Source organism: Geodermatophilus sp. URMC 65 (genome assembly GCF_053502545.1).
Window position 1 is genome coordinate 2,639,204 of the sequence record NZ_CP199954.1, and the last position, 17,540, is coordinate 2,656,743.

13 protein-coding genes, 2 tRNA genes and 1 pseudogene are annotated in these 17,540 nt (G+C 71.7%); 4 read left to right on the forward strand and 12 right to left on the reverse strand.

Annotation, left to right across the window (positions count from 1 at the left end):
* Positions 1-36: 36 nt before the first annotated feature.
* The 4 genes from ACWIX7_RS12855 to ACWIX7_RS12870 form a co-directional block, all read right to left on the reverse strand.
* Positions 37-570 carry a peptidylprolyl isomerase gene (locus tag ACWIX7_RS12855; RefSeq protein WP_448621924.1) on the reverse strand — a complete coding sequence of 178 codons (534 nt, stop codon included), beginning with the start codon at positions 568-570 and terminating at the stop codon, positions 37-39.
* Positions 571-620: 50 nt separating this feature from the next.
* A complete protein-coding gene (locus ACWIX7_RS12860; RefSeq protein ID WP_448621925.1) occupies positions 621-1,781 on the reverse strand; it encodes a S49 family peptidase in 1,161 nt (386 codons plus the stop codon).
* Positions 1,782-2,495: 714 nt separating this feature from the next.
* Entirely contained in the window at positions 2,496-3,143 is a 648-nt protein-coding gene (locus ACWIX7_RS12865; protein ID WP_448621926.1) for a response regulator, read from the reverse strand.
* On the reverse strand, positions 3,140-4,207 hold the full coding sequence (locus tag ACWIX7_RS12870; protein ID WP_448621927.1) for a sensor histidine kinase: 1,068 nt from the start codon (positions 4,205-4,207) through the stop codon (positions 3,140-3,142). Before ACWIX7_RS12870 ends, ACWIX7_RS12865 begins: the two co-directional genes overlap by 4 nt.
* 311 nt (positions 4,208-4,518) lie before the next feature.
* Between ACWIX7_RS12870 and ACWIX7_RS12875 the strand changes: the two genes are divergently transcribed.
* Together ACWIX7_RS12875 and ACWIX7_RS12880 are read left to right on the forward strand one after the other, a co-directional pair.
* Positions 4,519-4,992, forward strand: coding sequence for a DUF6326 family protein (locus ACWIX7_RS12875; protein ID WP_448621928.1), 474 nt, complete (start codon positions 4,519-4,521; stop codon positions 4,990-4,992).
* A 423-nt stretch (positions 4,993-5,415) separates the two neighbouring features.
* Complete coding sequence (locus ACWIX7_RS12880) at positions 5,416-6,009, forward strand: TIGR04222 domain-containing membrane protein (protein ID WP_448621929.1); 594 nt, start codon at positions 5,416-5,418, stop codon at positions 6,007-6,009.
* 6 nt (positions 6,010-6,015) lie between these two features.
* On the opposite strand, the gene ACWIX7_RS12885 is transcribed toward ACWIX7_RS12880, so the two are convergent.
* On the reverse strand, positions 6,016-6,246 hold the full coding sequence (locus ACWIX7_RS12885) for a hypothetical protein (RefSeq protein ID WP_448621930.1): 231 nt from the start codon (positions 6,244-6,246) through the stop codon (positions 6,016-6,018).
* A 317-nt stretch (positions 6,247-6,563) separates the two neighbouring features.
* On the opposite strand from ACWIX7_RS12885, the pseudogene ACWIX7_RS12890 reads away from it, so the two are divergent.
* Positions 6,564-7,511: pseudogene (locus tag ACWIX7_RS12890) on the forward strand (tyrosine-type recombinase/integrase); the annotation flags it as partial.
* Positions 7,512-7,716: 205 nt separating this feature from the next.
* On the opposite strand, the gene ACWIX7_RS12895 reads toward ACWIX7_RS12890, so the two are convergent.
* From ACWIX7_RS12895 to ACWIX7_RS12925, 7 genes are all read right to left on the reverse strand, one after another.
* Positions 7,717-7,789 (reverse strand) — tRNA-Ala (locus ACWIX7_RS12895).
* Positions 7,790-7,817: 28 nt separating this feature from the next.
* Positions 7,818-7,961, reverse strand: a complete 144-nt coding sequence (locus ACWIX7_RS12900; RefSeq protein WP_448621931.1) for a DLW-39 family protein — start codon at positions 7,959-7,961, stop codon at positions 7,818-7,820.
* 93 nt (positions 7,962-8,054) lie between these two features.
* Positions 8,055-8,128 (reverse strand) — tRNA-Ile (locus ACWIX7_RS12905).
* 297 nt (positions 8,129-8,425) lie between these two features.
* Complete coding sequence (locus ACWIX7_RS12910; RefSeq protein WP_448621932.1) at positions 8,426-9,151, reverse strand: DUF3566 domain-containing protein; 726 nt, start codon at positions 9,149-9,151, stop codon at positions 8,426-8,428.
* A gap of 160 nt (positions 9,152-9,311) precedes the next feature.
* On the reverse strand, positions 9,312-11,780 hold the full coding sequence (gene gyrA / locus ACWIX7_RS12915) for a DNA gyrase subunit A (RefSeq protein ID WP_448621933.1): 2,469 nt from the start codon (positions 11,778-11,780) through the stop codon (positions 9,312-9,314).
* Positions 11,781-11,942: 162 nt separating this feature from the next.
* Positions 11,943-13,985: a DNA topoisomerase (ATP-hydrolyzing) subunit B gene (gene gyrB, locus ACWIX7_RS12920; protein ID WP_448621934.1), complete on the reverse strand. Its 2,043-nt coding sequence runs from the start codon at positions 13,983-13,985 to the stop codon at positions 11,943-11,945.
* A gap of 429 nt (positions 13,986-14,414) precedes the next feature.
* Positions 14,415-15,830: an APC family permease gene (locus tag ACWIX7_RS12925; protein ID WP_448621935.1), complete on the reverse strand. Its 1,416-nt coding sequence runs from the start codon at positions 15,828-15,830 to the stop codon at positions 14,415-14,417.
* Between the two features lie 130 nt (positions 15,831-15,960).
* On the opposite strand from ACWIX7_RS12925, the gene ACWIX7_RS12930 reads away from it, so the two are divergent.
* Positions 15,961-17,493, forward strand: coding sequence for an SDR family oxidoreductase (locus ACWIX7_RS12930; RefSeq protein WP_448621936.1), 1,533 nt, complete (start codon positions 15,961-15,963; stop codon positions 17,491-17,493).
* Positions 17,494-17,540: the final 47 nt, after the last annotated feature.

The window sequence follows — 17,540 nt, forward strand, 5'->3', positions numbered from 1 at the left end:
GCGGCTGGCCGGCGCCCCCGTCGTCCGGGGTGGTGGTCAGCTGCGCTGCACCTCGACCGACTGCAGGACGACGTCCTCCACCGGGCGGTCGCCGCGGCCGGTCTGCACCTTGGCGATGCGGTCGACGACGTCCCGGCTGGCCTGGTCGGCCACCTCGCCGAAGATGGTGTGCTTGCCGGTCAGCCAGGTGGTCGGCGCGACGGTGATGAAGAACTGGGAGCCGTTGGTGCCGGGCCCGGCGTTGGCCATGGCCAGCAGGTAGGGCTTGGTGAAGGCCAGGTCGGGGTGGATCTCGTCGCCGAACTGGTAGCCCGGCCCGCCGATGCCCTGACCCAGCGGGTCACCGCCCTGGATCATGAAGCCGTCGATGATCCGGTGGAAGACGGTGCCGTCGTAGAGGCGGTCGGTGGTCTTCGCGCGGGTCTGCGGGTGGGTCCACTCCCGACGGCCCTCGGCGAGGTCGGCGAAGTTGGCGACCGTCTTGGGGGCGTGGTCGGGGAACAGGTCGACGGTGATGTCGCCGTGGTTGGTGTGCAGGACGGCGCGGCGTGCAGGAGTCGCTTGAGTCACGACGTCCACTCTCCCACCGGACCGGCCGGGCGTCGCAGCGGCCGGGGCGCTCAGCCCTCGGTGCAGGCGGCCGAGAGTTCCCCGTGGTAGGCCAGGACCAGCGGAGCGCCGGTGCACACGGTGCTGCGGCCGGGCTCGACCACCTCCGCGCCGATGCCGCCCACGGGCGAGTCAGCGCCGAGGAAGGACTCGAGGAACCCGGGCCCGACGATGCGGTCCACGCGGGTGTCGTCGGGGTCGACGCCGTTCATCTCCGCGGCGTACCGGTAGGCCTCCTCGCGGCCCAGGACCCGGTCGACCAGCCCACGGTCGACGGCGGTGTAGCCGTCGAAGACGAAGGCACCCAGCTCGTCGACGATCGTCTGCGCCGGGATGCCGCGCGCCTGGGACACCCACGCGACGAACTCCGCGTACTCCCGGTCCAGGCCGGCGCCCAGGACCGCCCGCTCCTCCTCGGTGATGTCGCGGTAGGGGTTGCCGAAGTCCTTGCCGCGGCCCCGGGTGAAGTACTCCTCGGTGATGCCGCCCTCGGTGGTCACGCCCGGCTCCAGCAGCGAGCCAGGGATGCCGGTGACGTCGCGGAAACGCTGGAACGGACCCATGACCACCCCGATGCTGCCGACGAGGCTGCCGTGGTCGGCCACGATCTGGTCGGCCCCGGCCATGGCGTACACGCCGCCCGAGGCGGACAGGCCCTGCACGTGGGCCATCACCTGGTTGCCGGTCCGCTTCTGGTAGCGCTCCACGGCGTCGGCGATGGCGCGCGAGCCGTAGATGGTGCCGCCCGGTGTGTTGAGCTCCAGGACCAGCCCGTCGGCGTCCTCGGTCCCCAGCGAGTCGATGGTGTCAGCGACGTCGTAGCCGTAGGTCGCGCCGCCGAAGGTGACGCCGTCGCTCGCCCCGCCCAGGATGACCCCGGTGACCGGGACGGCGATCAGCCGCGCCCCGGCTCCCGGCTCACCCCAGACCGTCTCCGTCACCGGGCCGAGGGACTCGCTCTCGCCGCCGCTCGACGCGAGCCCGACGAGGGCCAGCACCATGACCACGACCAGCCCCAGGCCGACCGCGCCCAGCGCCAGGCCGGCACCCAGGCTCGCCCCCAGGCCGAGGCCGAAGCCGCGCCGGAAGGGACTGTGCTCGCGCGGGAGCAGTGCCGGCAGGGGGCGCCAGACGGGCGGCGGCGCGTCGGGTGCCGGCTGCTGGGTGCTCACGTCGGGCCCTCCAGGTCTCGGGACAGCGAGGCGCGACGGTACCCATACCGGTCAGCGGCAGGCCGTCACCGCGCCGTGCCGTGCCAGCACCGTGACCGAGCAGTGCACGCACCGGGGGCAGCGACGGCTGCGTGCCGGACCCGGGGTCGAAGGAGTGGAGACGAGGGGAATCGAACCCCTAACCCCCGCCTTGCAAAATCGACCGAGGGGTGGTTTGGCACAGTGGGCTCTGACTGGAGACCCTACTCGACCAGCACTTTTGCCGATGGTCGCTCGCGGCTGTCGTTGGCCGATCTTGGCCATTCTGCGGACCATCTGCGGACTGTGTGCGGACTGGGGCCACCGCAGCCGGCGCCTCGGACACTGCCCTGACGACAGCACCCGCCCCCACACCCGCAGGAGCCTCTCCGACTGCGCCGGCCGCCGGAAGGGCGCTGCGCGTCCCTGCGGGATGGGCCTGCGGCCCACCCTTCCCCCGGCACTGCGCAGTCGGAGGAGGGCGGGTTATGGGAGGCGGGGTGGACCCTCGGCTGACCGCCCATTCCTGTCTTCTGCGCTCAGGGCTGACGTCATCGATCCGCTGGTGGCGATGGCGGGTCCTCCGACCACGATCGGTAGAGCTGGTGGATGCCCTCGGACTCGGCCAGCACGGTGCGCCACTGGTCGTTCTGCGGTGGGGAGTTGCGGCAAACGGCGGCGGGAGCCTTTGCAGCGTCAGATGCGGCCGGTCTCGTGGGCCCACATGGCGACCTCGACGCGGTTTCGGGCGCCGAGCTTTCGCATGAGGCCGGCGAGGTGGGCTTTGACGGTGCTCGGGGTGATGTAGAGCTCGCTGGCGATCTCGTTGTTGGTGCGGCCTTGGGCTACAGGCACGAGGACTTCCTCCTCGCGGGCGGTGAGCGGTTCTATCGGCTGCCTCGGTGGTGAGGTCTGTGCGTGGGCGAACGCTGCGAGCAGTCGGACAGTCACGCTGGGTGCGATCAGTGCGTCTCCGTCGGCGGCAGCGTGGATGGCCTGGGTCAGCAGGGCGGGTCCGGCGTCCTTGAGCAGGAACCCGCGGGCGCCGGCTTTGAGCGCCCCGTGGACATACTCGTCGAGGTCGAAGGTGGTGATGACCACGATCGGCAGGGGGTCGGTGACGTCGGGGCCGGCGAGGCGTCGGGTGGCTTCGATGCCGTCCATCAGCGGCATTCGGATGTCGAACAGGCCGACGTCGGGGCGCAGCTGGAGCGCCAGGCGGACTGCCTCGCGCCCGTCGGCGGCCGCGCCGACCACTTCGATGTCGGGTTGGGCGTCCAGCAGCATCGTCAGTCCGGTGCGCACGATGGGCTGGTCGTCGGCGATGAGGACCCTGATGCTCATCGTGGCGTCCCTGTTCGGGGCAGGACCGCCTCTACCCGCCAGCCCCGCTCGGCGGCGGGGCCTGCGTGGAAGGTGCCGCCGAGCAGTGAGGCGCGTTCCCGCATGCCCACCAGGCCGTAGCCCGCTGGGGCGCGGCCGCCAGCACCGGAGGAGCCGTCGTCGTCGATCGTCAGCCGTACCCGGTCGGCGTCGCCTGTGACGGCGACGGTGACCTGGGTCGCGTGGCGGGCGTGCCGTCGAGCGTTGGTGACGGACTCCTGGGCCAGGCGGTAGATCGCGGCCCCGACCGCCGGGCTGAGGTCGTCGAACTCGCCGGAGAGCGTCACCTCGACGCAGGGACGCGTCTGGCCATCGGTGGCGAGCTGCTCGACCTCGGCCACGCCGGGCTGCGGCGCGAAGTCGGTGTCCTGTGTGGCCCGGAGCACGCCGACGATGGCGCGCAGCTCGGTGAGGGTGCGGGTCGCTGCGTCCTCGATGACGGCCAGGGCCTCGACGGCACGCTCGGGGTGGGAGGCCGCGATGGCACGTCCTGCTTGGGCCTGGATGGCGATGCCCGAGACGTGGTGGGCGACGGTGTCGTGGAGCTCGCGCGCCAGCTGTTCGCGTTCGCGGGCCTTGGCTTGATCGATGTCGCGGATGCGGATCTTCGTGCGATAGCGGATCGCGGCGCCGAGCGCGGCGGCGAATAGGAAGAACGCGTACGCCCCGACCGTGTCCGCCAGGCTGGTGGGATCGGCGACGGTGGTGATGGGCAGCCAGAGCAGCATGACGCCGAGGCCGAGTGCGGCTTCCCGACCGGAGCCCCACCGGAACAGGGCGTAGGCCAGGATCAGCGCCGCGGAGATGCTGTTCAGCAGGGCGCCTTGCGACCCGGTGAGGATCCTGACGATGTCGACGATCGTCAACGTGCCGAAGGAGACCGCAACCGCGACGAGCGGGTGCGTGCGTCGCCACAGCAGGGGGCCGGTGACCGCGAGCGTGTCGAGCAGCAGCAGCGGGCGTGGCGCCAGGTCCTGGCGGAGCACCGCTTCCAGCAGGGACCAGCAGATCAGTACTGCGACCAAGGCCCAGTCCCGCGGCCTCCGGTCCGGGGCATTCGTGGGTCGAGGTTCGACCCACAGCGCGTGGAGTGCGCTGGTGGCCATCTGATCAGCCTAGGCAGCCCGCGTGCTCGGGGTATCGGCCGAAAGTACGAGAGCTCGGCTGTGCCAACGGCCAGGTCGGATCAGGCTCCGGGGCTGATGTGCCCGCCGCCGGCATCCGTGAAGGTGAAAGCACCCACCCGACCAAGCCAAGGAGCACTGTGATGAGAACGCCTCAATCCCACACCGCACTAGAGAATCCGCCATCGCGCAGCGCGCTGGAAGATTGGCGCATGCCCGTGCAGGCCAAACTCGCAGCAGCATGGACCAGCTTCATGTTCCTCTACATCTACATCGACTACTTCCACCTCCACAGGCCCGGCGTCATCGACGACCTCCGCGCCGGCGTCGTCTTTGAGTTCGACATCACCCCGACGTTGTTGACCATTTTCGTCGCGGTCATAGCGATCCCGGCCCTGATGGTGATGCTCTCCATGACGCTTCCCGCCCAGGTGAACCGCGCCACGAACCTCGTCGTGGCATCGCTGTACATCCCCGTCTCGGTGTTCAACGCGGTAGGTGAGTCCTGGTCCTGGTCCTACTTCTACGGCCTCTCCATCGGACTCGAGGTGCTGCTCCTGGCCTTCATCCTGCGCTCCGCCTGGACCTGGCCCCGCCGCACCGCATCACCGGCGACCAGGGCAGCCAGCCTCGACAGCGAGCCACTCCGCACGCCGCAGCAGGCATGCACGCCGCAGCAGGCATGACTGCCCGCCCCGCGCCCGACCATCCTTCGCTCGCCCCACCCGCGGGCACGGTCACCTGCCTCAACGTCCGCTGCTGAGCGCTGCGGACCCACCCCCATCCGCAGAAGAGGTCCCGGTCATGATCGAGGCACGCGAGCTCACCAAGCGCATCGGCGCCATCACCGCCGCCGCCCTCGTCCTGCTCCACCACGTGCATGGCCGCACGACATGATCAACGGCCGGCGGAGCCGTTACTGGGAATGGCTCACTGACCCCTGCACGGGCCAGCCGCCGCTCGCGCACCGACGGCGAGTCCCGGTCGACCACAGCCGGACCATATCCGCGCGTGCAATCGTGCAAGCACGCTCGCGGACGTCGGGCGGGACGTGCGACCGTCGGCGTGCGGCCGCAGCCCCTCGATCCTCGACCTGAAGGACGACGGACATGACCGGAACGCACGTCCCGCTGCTCCGCTCCGACCTGTACGAGATCGCCTATCTGGCCGGCGGCCCCCGACGCGTGGTGGAGACCGCGGTGGTCGCCCTGGTGGAGAACGGGCGACTGCGCGTGGACCGCGCCACGGGCCGGCTGCACGTCGTGGACCCCCACCGTCGGCACCCCGTCGAGGCGGTGGTCCTGGACGCCGTGGGACCGCGCGGACGCTCCTTCGGGGGACTCGCCTGGCGAGCGCGGTCGGACCGTCGCCTGGCCACCGTCGCCGACGGTCTGGACCGGAACGGGCTGCTCACCCGACGCGGGGGCGTGGACGCGCGGGAGCGGTCGTTCTGGACGCTGTCGGGTCTGACGCGGGCGGGCCGGGCCGCCCTGCGGCAGGTGCGGCAGAGCCCGCCGTTCCCACCGGCCACGGGCGGGAACGCCGCCCTGGCGGTGGCCCTGGCCGGTCCCAACGCCTGGGACGCCGAGCTCCGCACCGCGGTCTTCGACTACGACGGCGGCGCGGTCGGCGGCGGAGGCGGCTGGGGCGGTGGCTTCGGCGGCGACTGCGGCGGCGGTGGTGGCGGCGACGGGGGCTGCTGACCCCGCTCAGCCGACCGGCTCGGCCGCCGCCCGCATCGCCTCGAGCGCGATCGGCGGTGGGGCCGCGAAGTCGAAGGCGCGGAAGAGCACCGCGTGGCGGACCCCCATCGCCCGCCCCTGCAGCGCCGTGATCCCGGTGATCATCGCCCGCGGGGGCGGGTGCCCGGGGATGCCGGCCAGGTACTGCCCGTGCGCCTCCAGCGACGCGATGCCCCGCTGCAGCGGCTCTCCGGTCACGTCCACGCCGTGGGTGGGGCGCGGGTCGCCGCCAACCAGCAGCCAGCGCAGCTTCCGCCTCGGCCGCCGCGTCCTCTACCGCTCCGACGACCTCCACAGCTGGATCGATGCCCAGCACGGCCGGGTCGTTCCTGCCCCGGACGCCCGTCCGTGACCGGCCCGACCCACGGCGGGCGTTGCGATCCACAGATCAGGCTGCGCCTGCCGGAGGAACAGGGGGTCGAGCGCAAGCTTGCCTCAGGACGACCGCGTTGGTCGTCCAGGCGCATCGGCGCGGGCCACGGCTGCCCGAGCTTGAAGAGAGGCGGTGATCGAAGATGGCGTCGATCGCGCGGCGGCCTGATGGCACGTACCGGCCGCGGTACTGCGACGAGCACGGCAAGGAACACGCCCGCCACTTCAAGCGCAAGGCCGACGCCCAGCGATGGCTCGACGAGGTCACCGCGGCCGTGCAGACCGGCACCTACGTCGACCCCAAGCGGGCCAGGACGACCGTGGGCGAGCTGGCCGACGTCTGGCTCGCCGGGAAGATCAACCTCAGGCCCACCAGTCGTGCCCGCTACGCCGACGTCCTCAAGACCCACGTCCTGCCGCGCTGGGGGAACGTCGCGCTGATCCGGGTGACCCACGGCGACGTGGAGACCTGGCTGTCCGAGCTCTCCGACCGGGGGCTGGCCGGGGCCTCGGTCCGCAAGGCGCAGGGCGTCCTGTCCGGCATCCTCGGCCTCGCGGTGCGCGACCGGCGCCTGGCCGTCAACCCCGCGCTCGGCGTGGCACTGCCCCCGATGCAGGAGAAGCGCCGCCGGTACCTGACCGCCGAGCAGCTGGAAGCGCTCGCCGACGCCGCCGGGCCCGGCCGGGTCGCCGTCCTGGTGCTCGGCTACTGCGGGCTGCGCTGGTCGGAACTGGCGGCGCTGCGGGTGCGGCACTTCGACCTGCTGCGCCGGCGGGTGCTCGTCGAGGAGGCGGTCACCGAGGTCGACGGCTCCCGCCTGGTGTGGGGCACCCCCAAGACCCACGGCCGCCGCTCGGTGCCGCTGCCCCGCTTCCTGGTCGACGAGCTCGCCCGGACGGTGGTGACCCGCCCCGCGGACGAGCTGGCCTTCCCCTCCCCGCAGGGCGCGGTGCTGCGCAACCGCAACGCCCGGTCCGCCTGGTTCGACGCCGCGGCCCGGGCCATCGGAGAGCCCGGGCTCACACCGCACGAACTCCGGCACACCGCAGCCTCGCTGGCGATCAAGGCCGGCGCCAACGTCAAGGCCGTGCAGCGGATGCTCGGGCACGCCTCGGCGGCCATGACCCTGGACCGCTACGCCGACCTGTTCGACGACGACCTGGACGACGTGGCCGACCGGCTGGACACTCTGCGGGCCGCATCCCGAGGACGAGTTGCGGACTTTTTGCGGACTGAGACCCCTTCGGAGGGCTCGCCCGAGCCCCCGACGGAGGTGAATCCGCAGGTCAGAGGAGTGGAGACGAGGGGAATCGAACCCCTAACCCCCGCCTTGCAAAGGCGGTGCTCTGCCAATTGAGCTACGTCCCCGGGGTGGGAGGTGGAGCCTCCCGGTGGGTCAGCGGGTGGTGGGCGTGCTGACCCCCTGGGGGCCGCGGGTGGCCTCGGCCCAGAGGTCGGCCTCCGCCCTGCCGGACGAGCGCCGGCGGACGGCGGCGAGGGCGCCGGCGGCGGCGGCCGCGAAGACCAGCTTCCTCAGCACGCGGGGTACCTCCTCGAGGGGAGTCCCCCCTCCTCGGGAGGGGGCCGGGACCGACCCCCGGGACGGGGTGGGCCGGTGGCGCCGGAACACGGGTGGGCCTGGGAGGACTTGAACCTCCGGCCTCATCCTTATCAGGGATGCGCTCTAACCGCCTGAGCTACAGGCCCGTGGACCTCGACCAGCGTACCCGGCCGCTCTGCGCCGTCCGCAGGGGGGTGGCCCCGGCCCCAGCGACTTCGGATGACGCGTGCCTGACGGAGCTCTGGCCAGCACCGACCCCGCAACAGCGCCCGGGATGGGCGGAGCGGCGACGGTCCCATCTGGGTCGGGAACGGCTGGCGAGCCGGAGCGGCGCGGTCGCGGGGGCCCGGAGGGTCCCCGGCCGAGACGTGGGCAGCGGACCCCTGGCCCCGTCCAGGGGCCCGCCCCGAGCGTGCGAGGGGCGGGGAGGACGGGGTCCTTGCTCAGTCGCGCTCGGAGAGGGTGACCTCGAGGCCGCCGACCAGGTCGGAGCACATGTTGTAGATGAACGCCGCGACGGTGCACAGCGCGGTCATCAGCACGATGTTGATGGCCCCGATGACCGCGGCGCCACCGAAGACGATGCCCGGGGTGATGACCTCGCTGCGGCCGTCGCCACCCGAGGCGCTGCCGAGCTGGCCGAACAGGTCGTTGAGGGTCTCGAAGACCCCGAGGCCGGAGAGGATGCCGTAGAGCAGGCCGACGGCGACCATCCAGATGAAGAACATCGCGATGGACAGGACCAGCGAGATCTTCAGCGCGGAGAACGTGTCGATGTGCCGCAGCTGCAGCCGGGCGCGGCGCGGGCCGCGGGCGGTCTTGCCGCCGCCGCCTGAGGGTGCCTTCGCCGCACCGGTGGCCGCCTGGGCCCCGGTGGTGGGCTGGGCGCCGGTGGCGGCCTCGGCCCCGGTGGTGGGCCGGGCGCCTGCGGCGGGTCGGGCACCGGTGGCCGGGGGGACGGCGGTCTGCGTGCTCGACGCCGGGCCGGAGGCGGTCGGGGCCTCACCGTCGGCGGCGACGGCCTTGGTCCGGGCGGTGTTCGCGCCGGGGATGGTCTGCGTCGACCCCACCGAGGGCTTGCCGTCGACCGCGGGCTGCTGACCGGTCGCCGTCCCCTGTGCCGGGGTGGTCTCCCCGGTGCGCACCGAACCCTGCGTCCGGTCGCTCATGCGAGTCTCCCGTTCCCCAGCGGCCCTCGCCGCTGCCTCGCACCCGGTGTGCCCGGCGCGAGGCCGGGAGCGCCTGGGCGCCGGTCATGGCTGGGACGACGGAGGCGGGGCTGCCCGACCGCGGGCCGGCGACCCCGCCTCCACCGTCGTCGTCCACAGACTAGGCGGCAGGCTCGTCGTTGTCCGTCGTACGGGCGATCGCCACGATCGACACGTCTTCCGGCAAGTTCATGAGCTTGACACCCATGGTGGCGCGGTCCTTGTTGTGGCGGACGCCGTTGACCGGGGTCCGGATGACGCCGCCGCCGGAGGTGATGGCGTAGAGCTCGTCGCCGAGCCGGACCGACAGGGCCCCGACCAGGTTGCCCTTGCGCGCCTTGGGGTCGGCGGTGAGCACGCCCTTGCCGCCGCGGCCCTGCGGCGGGTAGTTCTCGATCCCGGTCCGCTTGGCGAAGCCGCGCTCGGTGGCGACGAGGACGTCGACGCCCTCCTCGACCACGATCATCGACAGCAGGGAGTCACCCTCGCCGAGGGAGATGCCGCGGACGCCCTCGGTGGCCCGGCCCATCGGCCGCAGCGTGGCGTCGTCGGCCTTGAAGCGGATCGACATCGCCTTGCGGGTGACCAGCAGCAGGTCCTGCTCGGGGTCGATGAGCGCGGCGCCCACCAGCTCGTCGGTCTCGCGCAGGTTGATCGCGATGACCCCGCCGCTGCGCGGGGAGTCGAAGTCGCTCAGCCGGGTCTTCTTCACCTGCCCGTTGGCCGTGGCCAGGACGAGGTACGGCGCGACGTTGTAGTCCTTGATCTGCATGACCTGGGCGATCCGCTCGTCGGGCTGGAAGGCCAGGATGTTGGCCACGTGCGCGCCGCGGGCGGTGCGGTTGGCCTCGGGCAGCTCGTAGGCCTTGGCCCGGTAGACGCGGCCCTTGTTGGTGAAGAAGAGGATCCAGTCGTGGGTGGAGCCCACGAAGAAGTGGTCGACGATGTCGTCCTGCTTCAGCGCCGCACCCATCACGCCCTTGCCGCCCCGGCGCTGCGACCGGTAGAGGTCGCTCTTGGTCCGCTTGGCGTAGCCGGTGCGGGTGATGGTGACGACGACCTCCTCCTCGGCGATGAGGTCCTCCATGGAGACGTCACCGTCGTTGGGCACGAACTTCGTGCGCCGGTCGTCGCCGTACTTCTCCACGATCTCGGCGAGCTCGTCGTGGATGATCTGCCGCTGCCGCTCGGGCGAGTCGAGGATGGCCTGCAGGTCGGCGATGCGGGCCTCGATCTCGGCCAGCTCGTCCATGATCCGCTGCCGCTCGAGGGCGGCCAGCCGGCGCAGCTGCATGTCCAGGATCGCGGTCGCCTGGATCTCGTCGATGTCCAGCAGCTCCATCAGGCCGCTGCGCGCCGCGTCGGCGGACTCGCTGGACCGGATGAGGGCGATGACGGCGTCGAGCTGGTCGAGGGCCTTGGCCAGGCCGCGCAGGATGTGCGCGCGCTCCTCGGCCTTGCGCAGCCGGTAGCGGGTCCGCCGCTGGATGACCTCGATCTGGTGCAGCACGAAGTAGCGGATCAGCTCGTCGAGCCGCAGCGTCCGCGGGACGCCGTCGACGATCGAGAGCATGTTGCAGCCGAACGAGGTCTGCAGCTGGGTGTGCTTGTAGAGGTTGTTCAGCACGACCTTGGCGACGGCGTCGCGGCGCAGGGTGATGACCAGTCGGCGACCCACGCGGTCGCTGGACTCGTCGGCGATCTCGCTGATGCCCTGCAGCCGGCCGTCGCGCACGGCCTCGGCGATGGCCTCGGCGAGGTTGTCCGGGTTGACCTGGTACGGCAGCTCGGTGACGACCAGCTGCACCCGGCCCCTGGCGTCCTCCTCGACGGTGACGACGGCCCGCATGCGCACCGAGCCGCGGCCGGTACGGTAGGCCTCCTCGATGCCCTCGCGGCCGACGATGAGGCCGGCGGTCGGGAAGTCGGGGCCGAGGACGCGCTGCATGCAGGCGGTGAGGGCCTCCTCCGGCTCGGCGTCCGGGTGCTCGAGCAACCAGAAGACCGCGGAGGCCACCTCGCGCAGGTTGTGCGGGGGCATGTTGGTGGCCATGCCGACGGCGATGCCGGCCGAGCCGTTGATCAGCAGGTTGGGGATGCGCCCGGGCAGGACCAGGGGCTCCTGGTTCTTGCCGTCGTAGTTGGGCTGGAAGTCGACGGTGTCCTCGTCGATGTTGGCGAGCATCTCCATGGCCAGCGGGGTCAGCCGGGCCTCGGTGTAGCGCATGGCCGCCGCGGGGTCGTTGCCCGGGGAGCCGAAGTTGCCCTGGCCGTCGATCAGCGGATAGCGCATCGACCACGGCTGGGCCAGCCGCACGAGGGCGTCGTAGATCGCCGAGTCGCCGTGCGGGTGGTAGTTACCCATGACCTCGCCGACGACGCGGGCGCACTTGACGTAGCTCCGGTCGGGGCGGAAGCCCTGGTCGTACATGGCGTACAGGACGCGGCGGTGCACCGGCTTGAGGCCGTCGCGGACCTCCGGCAGCGCGCGGCCCACGATGACCGACATCGCGTAGTCGATGTAGCTGCGCTGCATCTCCTGCTGGAGGTCGACCGGCTCGATGCGGTCGCGGGCAGGGGTCTCGGTCACGGTTCAGCTCTCCACGATTCGGTACACGAGCAGGGGGACGAAGTCCCAGGTCAGGCGGCTGGCCCCCTGCAGGGTCCCGCCGCCGGCTCCGTTCTCCTCACCGCGAGCGTGCGAGGGGTGAGGAGAACGGGGTCCTGACATGGCGGGGCAGGGGGTCGTCCGTCAGACGTCCAGGAAGCGGACGTCCTTGGCGTTGCGGGTGATGAAGCTGCGGCGGGCGTCGACGTCCTCGCCCATGAGCACGCTGAACAGCTCGTCGGCGGTCGCGGCGTCCTCGAGGGTGACCTGCAGCAGGATCCGCGTCTCCGGGTTCATCGTGGTCTCCCAGAGCTCGGTCGCGTTCATCTCGCCGAGGCCCTTGAACCGCTGGATCGCGTCGTCCTTGATCTTGCGGCCGGCCTCGGCGCCGGCCCGGAGGACGGCTTCCTTCTCCTTGTCGGTGTAGACGTACTCGTCACCGACCTTGCCGCCCCACTTGATCTTGTACAGCGGCGGCTGGGCCAGGTAGACGTGCCCGGCCTCGACCAGCGGCCGCATGAAGCGGAACAGCAGGGTCAGCAGCAGGGTGCGGATGTGCTGGCCGTCGACGTCGGCGTCGGCCATCAGCACGATCTTGTGGTAGCGCAGCTTCGACAGGTCGAACTCGTCGTGGATGCCGGTGCCGAAGGCCGTGATCATCGACTGGACCTCGGTGTTCTTGAGGACCCGGTCGATGCGCGCCTTCTCGACGTTGATGATCTTGCCGCGGATCGGCAGGATCGCCTGGAACATCGAGTCGCGGCCGGACTTGGCCGAGCCACCGGCCGAGTCGCCCTCGACGATGTAGACCTCGGAGTTGCGCGGGTCGGTCGAGCGGCAGTCGGCCAGCTTGCCGGGCAGGCCGGTCGAGTTCAGCGGGTTCTTCCGGGCCAGCTGGCGGGCCTGCTGGGCGGCGCGACGGGCGCGCGCGGCCGAGCTGGCCTTGGTGATGATCTGCTTGGCCTCGGTCGGGTTGGCCTCGAACCAGTGCCCGAGCTGCTCGTTGCAGACCCGCTGCACGAAGCCCTTGACCTCGGTGTTGCCGAGCTTGGTCTTGGTCTGGCCCTCGAACTGCGGGTCGCCGATCTTCACCGAGACGATCGCGGCCAGGCCCTCGCGGATGTCCTCACCCGTGAGCTTCTCGTCCTTGCTCTTGAAGAGCTTCTTCTCCTCGGCGTAGCGGTTGACGATCGAGGTCAGCGCCGCGCGGAAGCCCTCCTCGTGGGTCCCGCCCTCGTGGGTGTTGATGATGTTGGCGAAGGTGTGCACCGACTCCGAGTACGCCTCGGACCACTGCATCGCGACGTCCACCGACATCGCCGTGTCGTTCTTGCCGGTGCCGTCGGCAGAGAAGCCGATCACCGAGCGGTGGATCGGGGTCTTGGTCCGGTTCAGGAAGGTGACGTAGTCCTTGAGGCCGCCCTCGTAGAAGTACGTGACCTCGGTCGGCTCGAACGCCGGCGCCTCGGAGTCGGGGGCCGGGGCCTCCTCGGCGAGCGACAGCTCCTCGCCCATCCCGGTCTCGGCCTTGCCGTGCCCCGGGCGCTCGTCGCGCAGGACGATCCTCAGGCCCGCGTTGAGGAAGGCCATCTCCTGCAGGCGGCGGCTGATCGTGTCGAAGGAGTAGGTCGTCGTCTCGAAGATGTCGGGGTCGGCCCAGAAGGTGATCTGGGTGCCGCGCTTCTTCGTCGGGCCGATCTTCTCCAGCGGGCCGGGCTTGGCCTCGGCGTAGTGCTGGTGCCACTCGGTGCCGTCGCGCCAGATGCGCACGTCGAGCTCGCTGGACAGTGCGTTGACGACGGTGACGCCGACGCCGTGCAGACCACCGGAGACGCCGTAGCTCTTGCCGTCGAACTTGCCGCCCGCGTGCAGGATGGTCATGACGACCTCGACGGTCGGGCGCTTCTCGACCGGGTGCATGTCGACCGGGATGCCGCGGCCGTTGTCCTCCACCCGGACGCCGCCGTCGGGGAGCAGGGTGACCCGCACCGTGTCGCAGTAGCCGGCCAGGGCCTCGTCGACGGCGTTGTCGACGACCTCCCAGACCATGTGGTGCAGGCCACGCTCACCGGTCGAGCCGATGTACATGCCGGGACGCTTGCGGACCGCCTCGAGACCCTCGAGGACGGTGATGGAGCTGCCGGAGTAGGCGTCAGCCTGGGCGTCGGTCTTCGGTCGAGCGACCACGTGGGGCCCTTCTGTCGCGCACCCGGCGGCGGGCGCCCCGATCGTGGACAGGGGCGCAGAACGGCTCTCAGCCGGATGCTGGCGGTTTCTGCTCTCCAGGATACCGGGTGGTACGACAGGAATGCCGTCGTCCCGGCCCTCACGTCGTGTCTGCGCCACTCGCAGCACGTCTGCCACCACTGGTGTTGCCCCGAGGCCCGACACGCCGTCCCCGGGGCGCTGCGCGGCCCGCCCGGAGCCGGCCCCGTCCAGAGGCTCGCCGCGAGCCTGCCAGCGGTGAGGAGGACGGGGTCCATCGACGAGTGGCAGGGAGGACGGCGGCCACCCTCCAGGGTCCCGCCGGCTCCGTCCCGGGCCCCGCCCCGAGCGTGCGAGGGGTGGGGAGGACGGGGTCCTTCTCCGAGGCACGGGGGGAAGGGTGGTCCTTCGTCAGTTGACCGGGCCGCCCTTGGTGAACCGCTCGGGGTCCAGCGGCGGCACGGCGGGGCCCGTGCGCCGGTTGACCAGCACGGTGACGCCCCAGAGGACGACGCCGATCGCGAGCAGGACCCCGGCGATCCGGTACTGCTCCGTGGGCCGCCCGGCCCACGGCGTCGCGAGGTACGCGCAGGCGAGCGCGCCCACGACGGGGAGCACCGTCGGCGTGCGGAAGTGGTCGGCGTCCACCCGGTCCCTGCGCAGCACGAGGACGGCCACGTTGACGACGGTGAAGACCATGAGCAGCAACAGCGCCGTGGTGCCGCCGAGGGCGGGCACCGCCCCGACGAAGGTGATCAGGCCGAAGGCCAGCGCGGTGGTGAAGAGGATCGCCGTGGTCGGGGTGCGCCGCCGGGAGTGCACCCGGCCCAGCAGCGGGGGCAGCACGTGCTGGCGGCTCATCCCGTAGACCAGCCGGCTGGCCATGAGCATGTTGATCAGTGCCGAGTTGGCGACGGCGAACATCGTGATGACCCCGAAGACGCCGATCGGGAAGCCCGGCGCGCCGGCCTCCACCACCTGCAGCAGCGGGGTGTCGCCCTCGCTGAGCTGGGCGGCCGGCACGAGCGCGATCGCCGAGATCGACACGAGCACGTAGATCAACCCGGTCAGGCAGAGCCCGGCCAGCAGCACCTTCGGGAAGATCCGTCGCGGCTCCTTGCACTCCTCGGCCATGTTGACCGAGTCCTCGAAGCCGACCATCGCGAAGAAGGCCAGGCCGGTGGCGGCGATGACCCCGCCGACCACCGAGCGATCGCCGGTGTCGAACTCGGTCACCCGGGAGAAGTCCCCCTCCCCCAGACCCAGGGCCCAGACGCCGACCCCGATGACGATGAGCAGGCCGGTGAGCTCCACGCAGGTGAGCAGCACGTTGGTCTTCACGCTCTCGCCCACGCCGCGGAGGTTGACCAGCGCGACCAGCGTCATGAAGGCCAGGCCGATGAGGGTGATGCCGAGGCCCTCGCCCAGGCTGAGGCCGAACACGTCGGCGAAGTTGGCGCTGAACGCCCGCGCCGCCGTCGACGCCGAGGTGATGCCGCTGCTCATCACCGCGAACGCGACCAGGAACGTGACGAAGTGGATGCCGAACGCCTTGTGCGTGTACAGCGCCGCCCCAGCGGCCTGCGGGTACTTCGTCACCAGCTCCAGGTAGCTGAACGCGGTGACCAGCGCGACGAGGAAGGCGACCAGGAAGGGCAACCAGACCACACCGCCCACCTGGGCCGCGACCTGCCCGGTGAGCGCGTAGATCCCGGTGCCGAGGATGTCGCCGACGATGAACAGCAGCAGCAACCCGGGTCCCATGACCCGCTTGAGGGTGGGTTGACCGTCCTCGGTGCGGTCCGGTGCTGCGGTGGTGTCGGCCATGGGACCCCCTGCTCGACTCGTGCCGGTGGACGTGACCGCCGTTGGTCTCCAGGACGTGGGCCCAGCGTGGCGGGTGCGGGGGTGGTCCGCGACCCGAGCGGGTTCGGCGTTCCCGCCGGACACTCGTGACATGGCCGAGACCGACGGCACCACCCCCACCCCGACGGCGAAGACGTGCCTCGTCACCGGGGCCACCGGCTACATCGGCGGGCGGCTCGTGCCCCAGCTGCTCGCCGCCGGGCACCGGGTGCGGGTGATGACCCGCTCCCCCGAGCGGCTGCGCGACCAGCCGTGGGCCGGTCAGGTCGAGGTCGCCCGGGCCGACGCGGGCGACGCCGAGGCGGTAGCGGCGGCGTGCGCCGGGGTCGACGTCGTCTACTACCTGGTCCATGCGCTGGGCGCCGGCAAGGGGTTCGAGGAGACCGACCGGCGGACGGCGCGGGTGATGGCGCACGCCGCGCGCGAGGCCGGCGTGGGCCGGCTGGTCTACCTCGGTGGTCTGGAGCCCCAGGACGAGGAGCTCTCCCCGCACCTGCGCTCGCGCGCCGAGGTCGCCGAGATCCTGCTCGGCTCCGGCGTGCCGACCGCCGTCCTGCGGGCCGCGGTGGTGCTGGGCTCGGGGTCGGCGTCCTTCGAGATGCTGCGCTACCTGACCGAGCGGCTGCCGGTCATGGTCACGCCGCGCTGGGTGCACAGCCGGATCCAGCCGATCGCCATCCGCGACGTGCTGCGCTACCTGATCGGCTGCGCGACGCTGCCGGCCGACGTGCACCGGTGCTTCGACATCGGCGGCCCCGACGTCATGACCTACCTGGAGATGATGCAGCGCTTCGCCGCGGTGGCCCGGCTGCCCAGGCGGCGGATCCTGCCCGTCCCGGTGCTCAGCCCGGGGCTGTCGAGCCACTGGGTCGGCGTCGTCACCCCCGTGCCGGCGTCGATCGCCCGTCCGCTGGTGGAGTCGCTGCGCAACACCGTCGTCTGCGCCGAGCACGACATCGCGCGGTACGTCCCGGACCCGCCGGAGGGGCTGCTCGGCTTCGACGAGGCGGTGCAGCTGGCGATCCAGCGGGTCAAGGACCAGACGGTGGCGACCCGCTGGTCGTCGGCGTCCACGCCCGGGGTGCCGTCGGACCCGCTGCCCACCGACCCCGACTGGGCCGGCGGCACCCTCCACCTCGACGAGAAGACCCGGGAGACCGACGCCTCACCGGAGGCGCTGTGGCAGGTGGTCGAGGGGATCGGCGGGGACACCGGCTGGTATTCGTTCCCGCTGGCCTGGGAGGTGCGCGGCTGGCTGGACCGGGCCGTCGGCGGGGTCGGTCTGCGGCGGGGACGACGGTCTGCATCGGACCTCTACGTCGGCGACGCGCTGGACTTCTGGCGGGTCGAGGAGCTCGAGGAGGGCCGGCTGCTGCGGCTGCGCGCCGAGATGCGGCTGCCCGGGCTGGCCTGGCTGGAGTTCCACGTGGAACAGGAGGACGGGCGCACCCGGCTGCGGCAGCGGGCGACGTTCAAGCCGAACGGCCTGTTCGGCAACCTCTACTGGTGGGTGCTGGTGCCCTTCCACGGCCCGATCTTCGGGGGGATGGTGCGCAACATCTGCCGCGCCGCGGAGCGGGGCACGGCCGCCTCGGTGGGCGAGCGCCGGACGCGGGTGGCGTGAAGCCGTCCCCTAGGTGATCAGCTGAGCTGACCGTTCCCGGTCCTGGC